The sequence below is a fragment of the Limosilactobacillus agrestimuris genome (assembly GCF_943193105.1).
Taxonomy (GTDB): domain Bacteria; phylum Bacillota; class Bacilli; order Lactobacillales; family Lactobacillaceae; genus Limosilactobacillus; species Limosilactobacillus agrestimuris.
Genome location: NZ_CALPCW010000001.1, coordinates 212,868 through 229,516 on the forward strand (window position 1 = coordinate 212,868; position 16,649 = coordinate 229,516).

The 16,649-nt window shown below is 40.8% G+C and carries 17 protein-coding genes; 13 read left to right on the plus strand and 4 right to left on the minus strand.

Features of this window, described 5'->3' with window-relative positions; translation table 11 throughout:
- Positions 1 to 53: 53 nt before the first annotated feature.
- Positions 54 to 611, plus strand: a complete 558-nt coding sequence (gene efp / locus NFR46_RS01005) for an elongation factor P (protein WP_182580814.1) — start codon at positions 54 to 56, stop codon at positions 609 to 611.
- A gap of 240 nt (positions 612 to 851) precedes the next feature.
- On the opposite strand, the gene NFR46_RS01010 is transcribed toward efp, so the two are convergent.
- Both NFR46_RS01010 and NFR46_RS01015 read right to left on the minus strand, forming a co-directional pair.
- Complete coding sequence (locus tag NFR46_RS01010) at positions 852 to 1,319, minus strand: low molecular weight protein-tyrosine-phosphatase (protein ID WP_251574037.1); 468 nt, start codon at positions 1,317 to 1,319, stop codon at positions 852 to 854.
- A 15-nt stretch (positions 1,320 to 1,334) separates the two neighbouring features.
- Complete coding sequence (locus NFR46_RS01015) at positions 1,335 to 2,438, minus strand: NAD(P)-dependent alcohol dehydrogenase (RefSeq protein ID WP_251574038.1); 1,104 nt, start codon at positions 2,436 to 2,438, stop codon at positions 1,335 to 1,337.
- Positions 2,439 to 2,563: 125 nt separating this feature from the next.
- Between NFR46_RS01015 and NFR46_RS01020 the strand changes: the two genes are divergently transcribed.
- From NFR46_RS01020 to NFR46_RS01065, 10 genes are all read left to right on the plus strand, one after another.
- Entirely contained in the window at positions 2,564 to 3,451 is an 888-nt protein-coding gene (locus NFR46_RS01020; protein WP_251574039.1) for a LysR family transcriptional regulator, read from the plus strand.
- Between the two features lie 48 nt (positions 3,452 to 3,499).
- Positions 3,500 to 4,516: a hypothetical protein gene (locus NFR46_RS01025; protein WP_251574040.1), complete on the plus strand. Its 1,017-nt coding sequence runs from the start codon at positions 3,500 to 3,502 to the stop codon at positions 4,514 to 4,516.
- A gap of 41 nt (positions 4,517 to 4,557) precedes the next feature.
- The gene (locus NFR46_RS01030) at positions 4,558 to 5,319 is read left to right on the plus strand and encodes a sulfite exporter TauE/SafE family protein (RefSeq protein WP_251574041.1); all 762 of its coding nucleotides are present in this window, start codon (positions 4,558 to 4,560) and stop codon (positions 5,317 to 5,319) included.
- 81 nt (positions 5,320 to 5,400) lie between these two features.
- Positions 5,401 to 6,312 carry an ATP-binding protein gene (locus NFR46_RS01035; RefSeq protein ID WP_251574042.1) on the plus strand — a complete coding sequence of 304 codons (912 nt, stop codon included), beginning with the start codon at positions 5,401 to 5,403 and terminating at the stop codon, positions 6,310 to 6,312.
- Positions 6,313 to 6,336: 24 nt separating this feature from the next.
- Complete coding sequence (locus NFR46_RS01040) at positions 6,337 to 6,498, plus strand: hypothetical protein (protein WP_251574043.1); 162 nt, start codon at positions 6,337 to 6,339, stop codon at positions 6,496 to 6,498.
- Positions 6,499 to 6,511: 13 nt separating this feature from the next.
- Positions 6,512 to 7,363: a DNA adenine methylase gene (locus NFR46_RS01045; RefSeq protein ID WP_251574045.1), complete on the plus strand. Its 852-nt coding sequence runs from the start codon at positions 6,512 to 6,514 to the stop codon at positions 7,361 to 7,363.
- Positions 7,363 to 8,004: a hypothetical protein gene (locus NFR46_RS01050; protein WP_251574047.1), complete on the plus strand. Its 642-nt coding sequence runs from the start codon at positions 7,363 to 7,365 to the stop codon at positions 8,002 to 8,004. The genes NFR46_RS01045 and NFR46_RS01050 overlap by 1 nt, the downstream gene beginning before the upstream one ends.
- A gap of 225 nt (positions 8,005 to 8,229) precedes the next feature.
- A complete protein-coding gene (locus tag NFR46_RS01055) occupies positions 8,230 to 9,573 on the plus strand; it encodes a TrkH family potassium uptake protein (RefSeq protein WP_251574048.1) in 1,344 nt (447 codons plus the stop codon).
- On the plus strand, positions 9,566 to 10,234 hold the full coding sequence (locus NFR46_RS01060) for a potassium channel family protein (protein WP_251574050.1): 669 nt from the start codon (positions 9,566 to 9,568) through the stop codon (positions 10,232 to 10,234). The genes NFR46_RS01055 and NFR46_RS01060 overlap by 8 nt, the downstream gene beginning before the upstream one ends.
- A 17-nt stretch (positions 10,235 to 10,251) precedes the next feature.
- A complete protein-coding gene (locus NFR46_RS01065; RefSeq protein ID WP_251574052.1) occupies positions 10,252 to 10,845 on the plus strand; it encodes a class I SAM-dependent methyltransferase in 594 nt (197 codons plus the stop codon).
- 73 nt (positions 10,846 to 10,918) lie between these two features.
- On the opposite strand, the gene NFR46_RS01070 is transcribed toward NFR46_RS01065, so the two are convergent.
- Entirely contained in the window at positions 10,919 to 11,947 is a 1,029-nt protein-coding gene (locus NFR46_RS01070; RefSeq protein WP_251574054.1) for a YeiH family protein, read from the minus strand.
- Between the two features lie 171 nt (positions 11,948 to 12,118).
- Between NFR46_RS01070 and NFR46_RS01075 the strand changes: the two genes are divergently transcribed.
- Positions 12,119 to 12,829, plus strand: a complete 711-nt coding sequence (locus NFR46_RS01075; protein WP_251574056.1) for an alpha/beta hydrolase — start codon at positions 12,119 to 12,121, stop codon at positions 12,827 to 12,829.
- A 69-nt stretch (positions 12,830 to 12,898) separates the two neighbouring features.
- Here NFR46_RS01075 and NFR46_RS01080 read toward each other — a convergent pair whose 3' ends face one another.
- Positions 12,899 to 13,843 carry a Dyp-type peroxidase gene (locus NFR46_RS01080; RefSeq protein ID WP_251574058.1) on the minus strand — a complete coding sequence of 315 codons (945 nt, stop codon included), beginning with the start codon at positions 13,841 to 13,843 and terminating at the stop codon, positions 12,899 to 12,901.
- Positions 13,844 to 14,241: 398 nt separating this feature from the next.
- Between NFR46_RS01080 and NFR46_RS01085 the strand changes: the two genes are divergently transcribed.
- Complete coding sequence (locus tag NFR46_RS01085; protein WP_251574060.1) at positions 14,242 to 16,566, plus strand: hypothetical protein; 2,325 nt, start codon at positions 14,242 to 14,244, stop codon at positions 16,564 to 16,566.
- Positions 16,567 to 16,649: the final 83 nt, after the last annotated feature.

Below are 16,649 nucleotides of genomic sequence, written 5' to 3' on the forward strand. Positions count from 1 at the left end.
ATACTCTCACTGTGAGAGCGTAGTTCAAAAATATCATGAAGGAGTTTTTAGTTATGATTCAAACAATCGATCTGAAAAAAGGGATGGTTTTTGAACGCGGTGGCAAGTTGCTCCGGGTTCTCCAAATCAACCACCACAAGCCAGGTAAGGGTAACACTTTGATGCAAATGGACATCCAAGACGTACGGACTGGTTCCATTGTGCACACTACTATGCGTCCATCTGAAAAGGTTGAACAAGTTAACGTTGACAAGCGTCAAGCTCAATACCTTTACGACCAAGGTGACTCTTCCGTATTCATGGACATGGAAAACTATGACCAATACGAAGTTTCTGCTGATCAATTAGGTGACGACAAGAAGTACTTAGTTGAAAACATGAAGGTTACTGTTAACTTCGTTGATGGTGAAATCGTTGGTATCGAATTGCCAACCACTGTTGAACTTGAAGTTGCTGATACCCAACCAATGATCAAAGGTGCTACTATTGATGGTGGTGGTAAGCCAGCTACTATGACTACTGGTTTAGTTGTTAACGTTCCTGCATTCATCAAGAACGGTGACAAGTTAATCATCAACACCACCGATGGCTCCTACAAGTCACGGGCATAAATTAGAGTGTGAAGCCGTTAAAACTTTCCGGTGGCTAACGATTTCTCCACTGAACGACGAATTCGTCGTCGGAGGTCGTTAGCTTGAGGAAAGTTAGGCTGAACACGTTTCGGCTATGTTGCCGAGAACACAAAAGAGGTCGACAAAATTATTTTGTCGACCTCTTTTATTATCCTTTTTATTGGATTTTCATTTATTCAGAAAGTTGGGGATTCGGTTTCAGAAAATCTATTCAGTGAGTTATTTATTTAATTCATTTTGGAATTTTTTTAGCCAGTTTGGTAATGCCTCATTTAGACTATTGTAGGTATTCTGAAATTTATGGGTAATCCACGGATCAACAATGTAGTGGTCTGTTTTACCAGGAGTGGCTTCGTATATTCCATGAACTTTTTTGGCTAGTCCTGCTGGTGCCATGGCTTTCGCATCAGCAACGTTCATTTGATCCATTGCAATAATGTAATCAGCATCGTAATAATCTTGGAGGCTAAGTTGACGAGCAATCATTCCGTCATCTTGAATGTTATGCTGATCTAAAATGGCTTTTGTCCTACTATCTGCTGGAGAACCTTCAGCAATGTTACTTGTTCCAGCTGAATCAACTGTAATTTGATCACTTAAACCAGCTTCAGTGACCATTTGTTTAAACATTGCTTCAGCCATCGGTGAACGACAAATATTACCGAGACAAACAAAAATTACTTTCATCTTGGCACCTCATCTTTATTGAAGATCAGGGTTAATCTTAATCACTGGTTTGATCACTTCACCCTTGGCGGAGTCATCGAATGCTTGATTAATGTTTTCAAAGTCGTATGTTTTGATTAACTTGTCAAACGGGAACCGACCTTCTTGGCAGTACTTTACAAGTTGGGGGATGAATGATTGTGGTTGACTATCCCCTTCAACCACACCAGAAAGTTTCTTGGATTCCAATAGAAGATCGTTCATCAGGTTAAGCTTAATCTCACCACCAACACCGACAAGGACACATTCGCCAGCTGGGGCAAGGGAGTGAATTCCAGAAAGGATTACTCCAGAATTACCAGTGGTATCGATAACATAAGTAACGCCACGTGGCACGGCTTTACGAATTGCTTCTTCAGTATCTTCAACCGAATTATCAATTACTTCGGTTGCACCAAGTTCACGGGCAAGATCAAGGTGGTTACCATTTCTGTTAACGGCAATGATGTGTTTCATGTTAGCAACCTTAGCGGCCATTACAGCAGAAAGACCAACTGCACCAACACCAAGGATTGCAATTGTGTCTTCTGGATTTGGCTTCAGGTAGTTAAGAACAGTTCCAGCTCCAGTTTGAATTCCACAACCAAGTGGTCCCAAAAGGTTGATATCAACGCTTGAGTCAACCTTCACCACGTTATGTTCATCAGCAACAACGTGATCCGCAAATGATGATTGGCCGAAGAAGGTGCTGATATTTTGACCGTCTGGCATGTGTAGACGATGGGAGCCGTCATAGTTAACCCCGGAGAAATTTAATTCATTAAAATGCTCACACATTCCTGGATGACCGTGTTCACAGTTATAACAATGACCACAGTAACTAAATGAGAGGACAACATGATCCCCGGGCTGAACACTTGTAACGTTTTTACCAACCTTCTCGACAACACCCGCACCTTCATGGCCTAATGCAACGGGAAGGAGAGTAGTTGCACCATCACGTCCAATAGCATCCGTATGGCGGACACCGGTGGAAGCAATCTTAACTAAGACTTCGTTATCCTTTGGTTCATCAAGCACTACACTCTGAATTTGCAAAGGCTTTTCTGGAATGGTAGAAACTGCTGCGTGAATCTTCATCTTTTCTGTTCCTCCTTTTGATTGTTGATAATTGAACAATAAAATTGTAGCATCATTCACTAATGGTGTAGACTGGTAGAAAACGACAGGAGCCGGACATAAATATTCGGGTAGGAGGGGAGAAAATGAATCAGGAGCAGCTAGAACTCTTTTTAGAAGTTATTCAACTAGGAAGTTTCCAAAAGGTAGCAGAGAAGAGGTATGTCTCGCAACGTGCTGTTTCTCGTCAAATTCAACGTTTAGAAAGGGAACTGAATACCCAGCTCTTTTCTCGGGAAAAGAATAAAATTACTTTAGCCCAAGCAGGGAAATTTTTTGAGCAGCGTTGCCGGACAATGCTTAAAATGGTCAATGACACAGAGCATGAGTTGCATCGCTTTTCTTATCGTGGAGAAACTCAACTTTCAATTGGTTATTTTTCACCATTTGATGCCATATTTATTCATGATCTTATGGCAGCCCTCCCTCAAGAAATTAATACCTTTATCAGCGAAGAAGGGGTGGAGCATTTAGTATCGGATGTGATGCTGGGAAGTCTTGATTGTGCAATTATTTTAGATAACTATGGCTTTAATTATGATTATTCCAAAATGGGGCTGGAAGCAATACCGATCCACCAGGATAAGATGGTGATGGGAATTAGCGAACACCTTGGCCAACAAGAAAAGATCGACTTGGGGTTAATTAAGAAAATGCCGGTTGCTTATTATAGCAATGAAGATTCAGTTTACCTCAAGCATGCTTTTATTAATAGTTTACAAGGGGTAGTGAAGCCGTTAGAAGTTTTACGGGTTGATTCATACGAGCAATTGCAGTTATTAGTTGGCTCTGGACAGGCGCTTTCTTTTTATCCCCAAAAATTAGTTCAGCGTTTACAGCGTCCGGTAGAACGTATTGATTACTTACCCTTAAAGACTAATGTTGAGCAGAACTGTGAGTTCAAACTAATCTATAAACGAGCGTCAAAGGCTCCGGGATTAAAATTAGTTAGAGATTATTTTCGGGAGAATTGACTTCGAACTAATGTTCTTGTACCCTAGTAGGGTTAGGAGGAACGGAAAATGGAGAAGTTGGTTACCTTAACCTATCAGCGACGAATTGCAATTTTAAGCCAATTAACTGCTGAGCAGGTAGCAGCATTGAACGAATTTACCCGCTATGCCTTGTTATCCCAGTTTCATACGCGGCATTATTTGAAGAATACTGATTGGGAATTTACCGGTTTGGTCATCGATCCGTATTATGATCGGGCTAGTAGTCACCGTGGAGAAAATCTATATTGCGACTGCAGGCGACGGTTAAAGAACCAATTCATCCTTCGTTCTCGGTCATCCGGAAGACAGTTAAAATTAGGAATTACCCATTTCCAACAGCACGCTAGTATTCCAGAGAAGGTCGCTAAGGAGATTCAAGCTGGAGTTAACGAAATTCACTTATACATGGATAGTATTTTACAGCGCTATGTTGCTGGATACTCATTTCCCCATGCTGCCTTTGATTATGTGGTTGAACATGGTGGCTTTACTAACCGTGAAAGTACGATCCTATACCAGCGCTGTCAGTTATTTGCAAACGTTGACTTGCCGCTTTACCAAACCGATGAATTGGCGTTACGACAACTAGTCCGTGAATTAAAAAATGGTACTCGTCCTCGGCTAACTAAAAAGCAAATTTTGCAGTTAAAAGAGACAATTGCAACGGATTGGAGACAACTTGAGCAACAGTTGACGTTAATTCAATTTCAATTAAGTGAAGCTGGTGTGACAGATCAAGATCTTCACCGGATTAAAAGTAACGGGATTAACTATGCTCTCCAGCGGCGAAAGAGCCGTTTCTTAGTTCACCAGTGGAAAGAGATCACTGCCCTAACCTTAAGTAAGGCCCGTGCTCAACTCGCAATTAAGTTACGTGAGTTAGCCTTCTACGCCTTAATATTAGGAGATGAAGAAAAATTCAGCTTGCAACAAACACAAATTCGTCAATCTTTAGCAGCTCATCATATTAGCGTTAAGGGATCCCGGTCATTCGGTGTCCGTGAGGCACAGAAGATTATTGAAGAACTTTCCGCTGCTAGTTAGGGCGTGTAAAATAAACATATAATTTAGAGAGATGAGTCAACGTGGAAACACTTATTGCTTTATTTATTGGCGGAATTGTTATTGGAACGATTGTGGTAATGTTTGGTGGTGGCGGAGCAGCGATTTATTTAGGAATATTAACTGCAGTTATTGGTTTACCCGCTGCCGCCGCGACATCTACCTCATTAGTGACCGCATTACCATCAGTAATTATTGGAGCAATTACCTATTACCGGCAGGGGAGAATTAATTTCAAATATGGTAATCAATTACTGATAGCAGCTTTGCCGACTGTAATTATTGGCTCATTAGTAGCGCCATACATTCCTACACCGCTATATTCATGGATTGTAGGGATCATTTTGATATTATTAGGAATAAATATGTTTTGGCAATTGCACGCACCACAACATGATGAAACAACGATTAATGGGAGTAATCGTTTGAAGGCGGTTCTTTTTGGAATTTTAGCAGGATTAATGGTTGGTGTTGGCGGTATGAGTGGTGGAGCAGCCGTGATCGCAGGGCTTTTCCTATTAGGCTTACCAAGTGTTAGTGCTGCGGCAACCTCTTCATACGTTCTGGCTTGCATGTCCTTGTTGGGAACTACTTTACACATTAGTAGTGGAAATGTTGATTGGTCCATTGCAATTAGTTTGATGATTGGCGCAATGATTGGTGCAGCTGCCGCACCTCATTTGTTGACCGTTGTGATAAACAGTAAGGTTGGTAAATATTTTCAACCAGCAATGGCAGGCTTGCTAATAATTTTGGGAATTAAAACATTGATTGGGGCGAGTTAATGATGACAAAAAAACTTTTTTGCGATTAGTAATGGTCAACCACTTAATGATGCAAAACCTTTAGTAGCTCATCATTTGTTGGTGGTCGGCCAAACGGGTAGCGGGAAAACCACGACGACGTTATCGTTACTCGACCAATTACAACATGCCAATTACACGACGATTATCCTTGATCCGACAGGTGAATACTCAAAGCTCCCCAATTCGGTTACCTATAAGCTAGGTGAAAATGCTTATCTAGAGGCTGGCCAGTTAAGTGCCCACCAACTGCGTGAAGCACTCCAGATTCAGGGAAACCAGCTTTTAAATGATAAATTAGTGCAAGCTGTGAATGCATTACGGATCCAACAGAACCTGGTTCAATCAAAGCAACCTTATGTTAAAATTGGGGTTCCAATTGCAACTTATCAAAAGCAACTTACAAGGCTAAGTGAGTGGGCACGCTCTTTTGCTCCGCAGAAATTAGCTGCCCAACTAATTGAAGAGTTCGTAGTGCCATTTACCGACGAACGAGCTGACTACTCCCTCCTTGGTCAACAGTATGATCGGCAAACGATTAACCGTGAATGGAATCTGATTGCAACCCTCCGCCAGCGCTTAACAAGTGATGCTTTTCGAATGCTTTTTGATCCCGATTCACATCCAGGACAGTTTAAGACAGAATTAAACTTTGTCATTAAGATGTTTCTGGAGCACCGGAGTAGCCACCGGACGTTAGTAATTGATCTTTCAGCATTAAAACGATACGAAGAGAGTCAACGGGTAGTTATTTCACTACTACTTAAGAATTTTCTGACGGCACGTTTACAAAAGCTAAATAACTTCCCGATAAATGTTGTCCTGGATGAGGCTCACCGGTACTTACCAAAGGATGAGCACCAATTAGCCGATAACGGGATTTTTCAGATTCTTCGTGAAGGGCGAAAAGTTGGCTTATCAATGACATTGATAACTCAGTCACCCCTTGATCTTCCCGCTCGCTTACGGTCGTAGTTCGCTAACCTTTTATTGCACCACATGACGAGTCCGGAAGAATTATCCAGTTTAGCCATTGCGGATGAGGTGGATTTAGGTAAAATTAGTAAGCTTTCAACTGGTGAGGCGTTGCTCTTGCTAGCCAACGAGTCACAGAAGAAGGTTAAAGTTAACCTGCCAAAATGGTGGGATAAGCAAGAATGATAGGAATGAAAAAATGAAAGTACAAAAACAAGGGCCGACACCATTCGTAAAGTGGGTCGGTGGGAAACGTCAATTATTAACAGAATTAGAAAAATACTATCCACAAGATTTTCACCGTTATTTTGAACCTTTTATCGGTGGGGGTGCCAATTTGCTGAATCTCTTACCAAAGAATGCAGTGATTAACGACTTTAATGAAGAATTAGTAAATGCTTGGCAAGTAGTTAGGGATCAGCCTGATGAATTGATTAACCTAATTGAGAACCATGCTAGTAATGATAATAAGGAATACTATTTGGATATTCGCTTAGCCGACCGTGATGGGCGTCTTTCCCAAATGTCTCCAGTTGAACGTGCTGCCCGCTTTATTTACCTAAATAAGGCAGGCTTTAACGGTCTGTGGCGGGTTAATTCTAAGGGACAGAATAACGTTCCCTATGGTGCTCATAAAGCCGTTAATGTGCCAGTTGATGCAATCCGTAATGATCACCAATATTTAGCCAGCAACAACGTCAAAATCCTTCAGGGTGATTATCGGGATGCAGTGGTAGAAGCTAAAGAAAATGATTTCGTTTATTTTGATCCGCCATACATTCCTGTGAACCAGACCGCAGCATTTACTAGCTACACGAAGAATGGCTTTGGCTTGGCACAGCAAGAGGAGCTGCGTGACCTAGCACTAGAATTAGCCAGCCGTGGTGTTAAAGTAATGCTGTCTAATTCTGATATACCATTGATTGAACAACTTTATACTGACCAGCAATTCCACATTCACCACGTTCAAGCACGCCGTAGTGTTAATTCAAAGGGGGATAAGCGTGGTAAAGTTGGCGAGGTAATTATTACGACTTATGGAGAAAAGTAATGATAGAGAACGGAACTGGTGGGGCTAATACTAACCGTAATGGTCTTACTTTTGAAAAACAGACTGATCTAGCACAACATTTAAAAAATGATTTTAATGGAAGGTATGTATTAGCAGAATACCCAATTGAAGATAAGAATATGGTTAAAAAAGCTGCAAAGGATCATCGCTTCCTGGTACACGATCAACTCAATAATGAGGATATTGGTGTCATAACGAAGCAATTTCAGTTTTATAACGTATTAAAACAAGTTTATGGAATTGAAAATATTCACCATAAATTCTGGAAACCGGATGAGGCCTTCTTTAATTTTAAACGGCGAACGGTCTTTATCGTGGAGAAAAAATACCAAAATGGTTCTGGATCCGTAGATGAAAAATTATTTGGCTTTAACGCTAAAAGAGTGCTTTATCAAGAGCTATTTAACCGTCAAATGAACGAACCAGTTGTCCCGGTTGAGTTTATTGCGATGTTTAACCGTTCATGGTGGCTAGATGGTCAGACTTCAGATAAAGATACCGGTAAAGTAAGAAAACAGCAATCAGTTGATTATCATGATTACTTTGATAGCTTACGGAATAATGGTGTCCGAATCATGTTTGATCGCTATGAGGACTGGTTTTTAGGCTTAAGTGATTGAATGAGCAAAATAATAATTTATAAATAAAATAGGACAAAATTATCATTTTATGGTATAACTAATTATGGATTGTTTTATCCAATCAATTACTTTGAATCACAAAAAGGGTGACGATGTTTTAAATCGTCGCCCTTTTTGTTTTAAATTATTAATGTTTATAGGCAGTTGATTGAAGTTAATGATAGTATAGAAAACAGGTTGAATTATTTTGGGTGGTGGTAGTTAGTGATTGAAATTTTTAACCATAAATATTCGTTTCCAAAGATCTTAACTTGGGGATTTTTAACCATTATTTTTATGGGGACGATCTTATTATCTTTGCCAATTGCAACGCGCTCTGGCCATAGTTGTGATTTTATGACGGCTATTTTTACTTCCACTAGTGCAACCTGTGTAACGGGGTTAACGTTGGTTACGACAGCAACTTATTGGTCATTCTTTGGCCAAGTAGTAATTATGATCTTGATGGAAGTTGGTGGACTGGGGTTCATGACATTTGCGGTCATGATGTCTCTCCTGATCCACCAACGAATGAGAATGTCGACCCGTTTATTGACACAGGAAGCATTAAACTTAGAGCACCTTTCCCAATTGAATGTGGTGAACCTGATTATTCGGTTATCAATTATTATTCAAATTGCGGGAATGGGTTTGCTATTTATTGACTTTTATCCACGGTATGGCTTAAAGAAGGGATTATGGTTTAGTATCTTCCATTCAATCTCAGCCTTTTGCAATGCGGGCTTTGATTTGACTGGTAATAGTTTAGAGGATTACGCCAATGACCCATATATGTTAACGGTAATGGCAATTTTAATCATTGCTGGTTCGTTTGGATTCTTGGTTTGGCAGGATCTCTTACGTTATCCCAAACGTCACCACCTATCACTCCACACCCACCTTGTTTTAAGGACAGGTGCAGTAATCTTTTTGATCTCACTGGTTGTTTATTTTCTTACTGAACATAACTTAAGTCAGTTTAACAGTGAACTATCCTATCCTAAACGTTTAATTAATACTGTCTTTATGGCAATCACGCCGCGGACCGCTGGACTAATTACTGTCCCCTACACGAAACTTAGTGCTGCGGGAATTAGTACAACGATTATTTTAATGTTTATTGGTGGTGCTCCGGGATCAACAGCCGGGGGGATCAAGACAACAACGATTGGGTTATTAACTCTACAAAGTATTGCGACGCTACGGGGACAGCGTGAGACAACGTTTGCTCATCGGCGGTTTACTGATAAGAATGTCTTTCGGGCTTTAACCTTGTTGTTTGTTGCATTTGCCATCTTGATGGTCTCAATATTAATATTAGTCGAAACACAAGCACTTCCACGGCATGATTCATTAACTTATGTTACGTTTGAAGCAACGGCAGCATTTGGGACAACGGGGATTTCCCTCGGAATTACGCCAAGTTTAAACTTTATTGGTAAAATAATTATCATGTTCCTAATGTTTATTGGTCGGGTAGGGATCTACACCGTAATGTATTCAATTTTGAACGCCCAGCCTAAGCAACGAGAATACAGGTATCCAAAGGAGGGTGTCTTAATTGGTTAAACGTGAGAGTTATGCTGTGATTGGTTTGGGACAGTTTGGTTCATCTATTTGTGAAGCACTTGTTCAAGCGGGTCAAGAAGTTCTGGCAATTGATAGTAACGAAGAGGTACTTAACGAGTATTCTGATTCAGTAATGCGGGCAGTGATTGCGGATGCCCAGGATGAGGATGTCCTTCGTGATCTTGATATTGGTAGTTTCGACCATGTTTATGTATCGATTGGGAAAAACGTTGAAGCAAGTATTATGGTAACGTTAATTGCTAAGGAACTTGGGGCTAAGGATGTGATTTGCCGGGCTGAGAATGCCAATCACGCTCGGGTCCTAGAGAAAATCGGGGCAGATCAAGTTGTCCGGCCTGAGCATGATCTGGCAAAACGACTGGTTTTCCAGCAGTTAAATCCTGGCGTTGTTGACTATGTTCAGCTTAGCAAGGAAGTGACACTGGCTGAGGTAAACATTAACAATCCAAAGTTTTTCGGGAAAACTCTAGATGAACTTGACTTCCGAAACCGCTATAATGTCAATGTGATTATTATTGTGGACGCAAATGATCAGGTTAACCAGATGCCCCAAGCAAATGACGTCATCAAGCCACACGATAAGGTGACTGTCGTTGGTGACCTAAAAGATATTAAAAAGCTCAATAGTATTGTGGCTTGATAAAAAGAAGGTAAATTATGAAAATATTATTAACCATTATTGTTATTTTAATCTTATTAGTTATCGTCACTTACTGTAATACCTTATTTCGGGGACGTCCTTTAATCTGGAAACAGGTCCTAAGTCAATTAAAGATGCCTACGGATTCACAAGTTGCGATCCTCGGATTAAACTACGCTGGCTTGTTTATTGACATTGCTAAAATGCTTAAAGCTCCCGGTAAGGTCACTGGGGTAAACATTGGTAATGACAACGTGGTAAAGCAGGAGCAGCAACGGATTAAGGATAATCAGGTTGCTGATCGGGCAAAGTTAGTTGATGGTAGTTTAGTAAATTTACCGTTGGAAAGCCGTCACTACGACTATGTTTTCTCAGCATTTACTTTCCATAGTGTTAGTCCTGCAATTAATCGTGGACGAGCAATTCAGGAGGCTGCTCGGATAATGAAGCCTGAAGGGACACTTGTAATTGTTGACTTTGGTGACCTCCAGCAGTATCGCCCACTCCTCCATCGGCTTGGTTTCCAAAATGTGCGGATAATTCCTACTGGCATGGACGGCTGGTGGGGCGGTCCATGGTTGAAGACAGGTATTTTGGTAGCAAAACGATAAAAAAGTAAATGAAAAGTCCTTAGCAGTTCGGCTAATTTCGAACGCTAAGGACTTTGCTATTTTAAAATAACTTTTAGAAGAATAGTTTACTCATGATAATCATGTAGATCAGCAGGCAGGTTGAACTAATAACAGCAGCACCAAAGACTGCACCACCGCGTTTGAAGATTACCTTGAAGTTAACGGAAATTCCGAGAGCCGCCATTGCCATTCCCAAGAAGATGTAGGCTGCTTGAACAAGGCCATTAAGAAAGCCAGCAGAAAATGGTAAAAATGTTCCAAGGATACTAGTAAGGATAAAGCCACCAAGGAACCATGGAATTGGAAGTTTCTTTGGTGCTTGTTCGTGTTCCTCAATACTTTCCCGGACTAGTCGCCGTTGGTACCAGTAACCAACAATAAGGGCTACCGGGGCCAGAAGAAGGACCCGGGAAAGCTTCATGATTAAGGCATTATCTAGGCTAGTTTCACCAAAGGCCCCTCCGGCAGCAACTGCGTGGGCAATTTCATGGAGTGATCCACCAGCAACAATCCCAAATTGGGGAGCAGTAAGGCCGAGAAGTGGTTTAAGGCCGATTTCAACCAGTGTAAAAACTGTTCCCATTACACAAACAACTGCAACTGCGAGAACTTCATTTTCGCGTTTTCGTTCTTCATCAGTGGTTTCAATTTGTGGTGAAACTCCCATTACGGCAGCGGCACCACAGATCCCACAACCACAGGCAGAAAGAATTGCTAGCTCATCTTCTGCACCGAACTTGCGACTTAGCCAGTATGTCAGGCAGATCGTTCCGGTAACACCGATCATGGCTACCAGGATAGTTTTAACTCCGGCTTGGGCAAGGGCTTCAAGATTTAGTCGAAAACCCAGCAGGATAATTCCCAGCCGTAAAAACTTGTTTGAAATAAAGCCCATCCCTGGCTTTGCTTCTGTTTGGAGCTTGTTTGGTGTTAATTGCATGGCAATCCCTAGTAGCAATGCGATTACTAAAGCACCAATTAGGTTAACATACGGTAATTTAGCTAAAAGAACTCCGGCAACCGCACAGATTAGGGTCATGATTGCGGCTAACCAAAAGCTCTTAGTTTTTATAATTGACATTATCTAATAAATCTCCTCTCTTTAATCCTGTATAACTTTAGCAGATTCATGGGCATAAACAAGAGGATTGGGTAATAAAAAATAATGTAAACGATTACTTAGATGATTTTCCTTGCAGACGCTTTTAAAAAGCAAGAAAATAAGGGTGTTACTAAAAAAGGAGCGATATTAATGGATATTCAAAACGTTTCACTATTTCAATCTTATTCTTCCCTTGACGTTTACCACAGTAATAGTGATGAACCGCTTCCTGGTGTTGTCATCATCCCCGGTGGCAGTTATAACAAGATTATGGAGCGTGATTCCGAACGGGTAGCAATTACCTTGGCTAGTCAGGCTTTTCAGGCTTTTGTTGTTCGTTACCCGGTAGTTGAGCATAAGGACTACCAGGCGGCCAAATCTGCTGTTGCTCAAGCATTTGATCATATTGTTGCCCATGCGCAAGAATTAGACGTTGATGTTAACCGCTTGGGAGTTCTTGGCTTTTCAGCTGGAGGCCAATTAGCTGCTGCATACGGTAATACCGCTCACACAAAGGCCAAGTTTGTAGGTTTAGGTTATCCGGTAACTAAGCCAACAATCGATCAACGGATGGGCGTTACTACTGAAGATGTTACTCGGTTAGTTAACAAGACAACGCCAGCAACTTTTATTTGGGGATCGTTTAATGATGAGTTAACCCCATTTGATGAACACATCCTTCCCTATGTCCAAGCATTAAGAGAGCACAATGTTCCGGTAGAACTTCATGAATTTAGTACGGGAAACCACGGCTTAGCATTAGCAAACGAGTATACGGGAATCGTAAATAATAACCGGACTGATGAGCATATGGCGCTTTGGTTCCCGCTATTTTTAGATTGGCTAAAGAGACTTGGCTAAAATATTCCTAATAAAAAAGCTAACGATTGTTCAAGCAGTCGTTAGCTTTTCTTAATTTATAGAGTTCTTTTAGTTTAGTTCACCGTCAGCAATCTTCTCAAGTAATGGCCGAGACGGAATGAAGAATAGTTGGCCAGAAAGAATGTCGGAGAATGAAAGAAGGTAATCGTTCTTCTTTAACATATTTTCTAGCATTGTCTTGGTAACCTTCCAGTAACGAGAGTAACCAATGAAGTAAGTACCGGTATTACCAGCGACTGGATCGGAGTAAGGAACGTTCATCCGGATAATCTTTTGCTCTACCCCGTTAATTTTTGCTTGTGAAGCAACATTATGAGCGTTAGCAAACTTTTCGCCATCTTCAAGTTCAAGGTCGCTAAATTTCTTTCGCCCAACTGCTCGTTCCTGATCTTCAGTTGTTAGTTGGTTCCAAATGTCCATGTGGTGACGCCACTTTTGAGCAAAGGCGTAGGAGCCATTTTCAAAGAATGGGTCTTCATCCCCAATGATGGCATAGTGGGCAGCATCTTCAACTTGAGGAGCTTCTGTTCCGTCAATGAAACCGATAATTGCTCGACCTTCAAAGTAACGGAAGCCCTTTGTTTCATCAACTACCGTAGTGAAGTCCTTTAGGAAAAGACGACACTGGCGAAGCAATTCATAAACAACAGCTTCGTCATTTGCCCGGATATGGAGAAAAATGTCACCCTTGGTTGCTGGCATCGTATATTTTTCGCCAGAAAGGGTCTGGTAAGGTTCAAGTTCTTTAGGCTTAGGAGCATTTGGAAAAAGATAATCCCATGCGTCACTACTGAATCCAAGTGCAGTCTTTAAATTACCTTTATTATCCCGGATTCTTAATGAGCGGATAATTGCTTGGTAGCGATCAACAAACTCTTGGATTGCCTCTTGTTCTTTTGCTTGATCTTTACGGTTTAATTCAAGGACTGTAAATTGGACATGTTCACCGACATCTTTCCAGACATCTTGAGCCTTGCTAGGATTCATTACCATTTAATTACTCCCTTTCTAAAGACATTATCTTTCTTTTCTTTCATATTATACCATTCTAAGTTCTTAAAATAATCTTCCAAAGTGCTTTAGTGGGTTATAATAAAAGTGTAAGGAAGAACTAAATCTTTATTATAAAATTAATAGGTAGAGATCGTGATAATAATTGCATTCGACCTACAATAGATATAGGATTTATTCTGAGAACCTAGAACAAGTAAATTAAAAATTTACTTTTAATAAGGAAATATTTTTATTGGTCCATTAGTGATAGTTCTCACGAGGACTTTTTTGATAATGGGTAATAATATGCAAAGAAAAGCAACTTACTACCATGATGGGATGCAAACCATAATTAGAGTCTGTATAGTAAGTTAGAAAGATAAAGTGACGGTGGGATAATGAATATCAATGAGCAAAATCAACCAATAGATACAAGTCAACTATCTGTTGCTAATAATGAATATTTTGATGATGGTCAGGAACAGTATGGATCGGTTATTCTTCATAGTTTGGATCAGGCATTAAAACAAGAAAAATTACATTCAATTCCTTATACGCGAAACGAGGATGGATCATTTAAGAAAATAAGGATCCCTGTTGAAGGCGGTTATGCTGCAGTAACTAGTGACGGGAGAGTTATTAGTACTTTTGATCCTGCAACATTAAAGGATCCGACGGAGAATATTGACGTTTACTATATTGTTTATTACAGTTTAGTTGGACAAACGACTGCAAACCTATCAAATGAGACCCAAGAGATTAAATTGGAGCACTTTTATAGTGTTAGCACTTCAGGAGATGAAATGTGGCCAGCTACTTTTGGTCCGATGACCCTTACAAATAATTTAAACCAAACTTTTGGCAAGAATGCTTCAATTTGGGTTGAAGGAAATTATATTGATACTGGACGGAATTCAGTAAAAATGGTTGCTCAAAAGATAGATGAAAGTGATAAGCCGGTTCCTGAAACCAATATTGGTACTTATACATTAACGTCAAAGGGTGCCCATCGTGGTGCAACGGTTAGTTTTGAATTAACTGATCCGACTTATAACGGACCTGTTGCACCGGCTTACGTCATTCTATCTGATAGTAACTTTGGTTATATTGGTTTTGTTCGTTTCCAACCAAAAATTATTTATGGAAAAGTATCTAGCCCAGTAACAATTGGTTGGCAAGGGAAAGAACAGCATGGAAAAATCTCCATTAAAAATAATTTCCCAGTTATCACTCAAGAAGATAACCCAATAACTGATCCTTTCTACCAGAGGACTAGCCTTGAGAGTAAGATTAAGCAGAAGAAACCATCAAATATCGGTGTTAAGGATATTAAGTTCTGGGTTAACGGGAGTGCTACGGGTGCTCAGACAATGGACGCAATTTTAAATAACGAAAAAATTGGTGTTTACCGTCTTGATCGGCGAAACAATGAGATTATATTCCAGCCAAGTGGAACCTTTGTTGGTCGTCCGCAACCAATTCAGTTTATTGCCTATGGTACGGATGGTCACAGTTATCTCGGTAATTTTAGTCAAGCAGTTTTGGGGATCCAGTTACAAAATACCCATGCAATCCAGGGAGTTGCCCAGACTTCTCAAATTACGATTGTTTCAAGTCCTAATGAGCCTGGCCGGCCACTTGATCCTAATTCACCAATCGATATTATTAGTAATGGTCAAGCAAGTAAGCAAGCAAACGCAACGAAAAATGGTCAGACTGTGGGAAGTTTCCAAATTGATGAAAGTAGTGGGACCGTTTCTTTCATCCCAGATAAGAACTTTATTGGCCAACCAGACAAGGCTACTATTCGGGTAATGTCTGCAAGCGGCGAACCAACAATTCTTCAGTACCAACCAACAGTTGATGCTGTGCGTCCAAGTGCTAAGATTGCACCAACAATTGGTGAGCAGGGGCAAAGCCAAACGTCTAAGGTCAGAATCACTAGTGGAAGTGATCAAGTGATGGCTCGGATTGATGCTAACCACCCGGCACGCTTTATTATTAACGGTCAAGTAAGTAATGCTGAAAAGCTTACTATTACTGGAATTGGTAGTTATATTTTGGAACCAACTACTGGGTTAGTGACATTTTCACCTGACTTTGAATATTTTGGGAAGCCAAAGGGAGTTAATATCCAGGTAACGGATGATAATAATACTCCTGCAGTCGCAACTTATAATGTTACAGTTTTGCGTCACCAAGCTGTCCAACAGCCTTCACCGACAGTAAATAGCGGTGATCAGGGAGTGATTGAAGAGTCACCTGCTGGAACAATAGTTGTTCAACAACCAGCTAATCAGCAAGCCCAATCAACAACGGCTCCACAATCGCAAGAAGTTGTTGTTCAATCAGCACCACAGGAGCAACAACAGCCGGTAAACGGACAACCTCAACCTTCTAATAATCCACAAGAGGTTATTGTTCAAGAAAATGTTCAGCAGCCAGTTCAACATTCTTCGGTTCAATCGCAGGTAGAGGTTCAGCAGACTCAAACGACGCCTTCATCACCAGTTGAGGTTGTTCAAGAAAATAGCCAACCAACAACTGCTCAACAGCAACCAGAGCCAACCACTCAGCAACCAGGAAAAGAGGCACAGCAACCTCAAGAAGAAGCAGAGCAGCAGACCATTAGTGATGCGGAATTGCCAATGATTGATGATACTAATGCTTGGTACTTAATAGCAATTGCTCTTCTGGGTGCATTATCTGGTAATGAAGAATAGTTAATAAGACGAAGCTGGGAATTAACCTCCTTGAGAGCCCGGTTGGTTAACCTAGAACGATGAATGATGATGAAATCATCAGA

Excerpts from the sequence above, each read along its gene's own strand:
- NFR46_RS01010 (WP_251574037.1), bottom strand. The coding sequence starts at position 1,319 with ATGAAAGTAATTTTTGTTTGTCTCGGTAATATTTGTCGTTCACCGATG.
- efp (WP_182580814.1), top strand. The coding sequence starts at position 54 with ATGATTCAAACAATCGATCTGAAAAAAGGGATGGTTTTTGAACGCGGT.
- NFR46_RS01065 (WP_251574052.1), top strand. The coding sequence starts at position 10,252 with ATGAAAATATTATTAACCATTATTGTTATTTTAATCTTATTAGTTATC.
- NFR46_RS01045 (WP_251574045.1), top strand. The coding sequence starts at position 6,512 with ATGAAAGTACAAAAACAAGGGCCGACACCATTCGTAAAGTGGGTCGGT.
- NFR46_RS01015 (WP_251574038.1), bottom strand. The coding sequence starts at position 2,438 with ATGAAGATTCACGCAGCAGTTTCTACCATTCCAGAAAAGCCTTTGCAA.
- NFR46_RS01075 (WP_251574056.1), top strand. The coding sequence starts at position 12,119 with ATGGATATTCAAAACGTTTCACTATTTCAATCTTATTCTTCCCTTGAC.
- NFR46_RS01070 (WP_251574054.1), bottom strand. The coding sequence starts at position 11,947 with ATGTCAATTATAAAAACTAAGAGCTTTTGGTTAGCCGCAATCATGACC.
- NFR46_RS01025 (WP_251574040.1), top strand. The coding sequence starts at position 3,500 with ATGGAGAAGTTGGTTACCTTAACCTATCAGCGACGAATTGCAATTTTA.
- NFR46_RS01040 (WP_251574043.1), top strand. The coding sequence starts at position 6,337 with ATGACGAGTCCGGAAGAATTATCCAGTTTAGCCATTGCGGATGAGGTG.
- NFR46_RS01020 (WP_251574039.1), top strand. The coding sequence starts at position 2,564 with ATGAATCAGGAGCAGCTAGAACTCTTTTTAGAAGTTATTCAACTAGGA.
- NFR46_RS01085 (WP_251574060.1), top strand. The coding sequence starts at position 14,242 with ATGAATATCAATGAGCAAAATCAACCAATAGATACAAGTCAACTATCT.
- NFR46_RS01080 (WP_251574058.1), bottom strand. The coding sequence starts at position 13,843 with ATGGTAATGAATCCTAGCAAGGCTCAAGATGTCTGGAAAGATGTCGGT.
- NFR46_RS01050 (WP_251574047.1), top strand. The coding sequence starts at position 7,363 with ATGATAGAGAACGGAACTGGTGGGGCTAATACTAACCGTAATGGTCTT.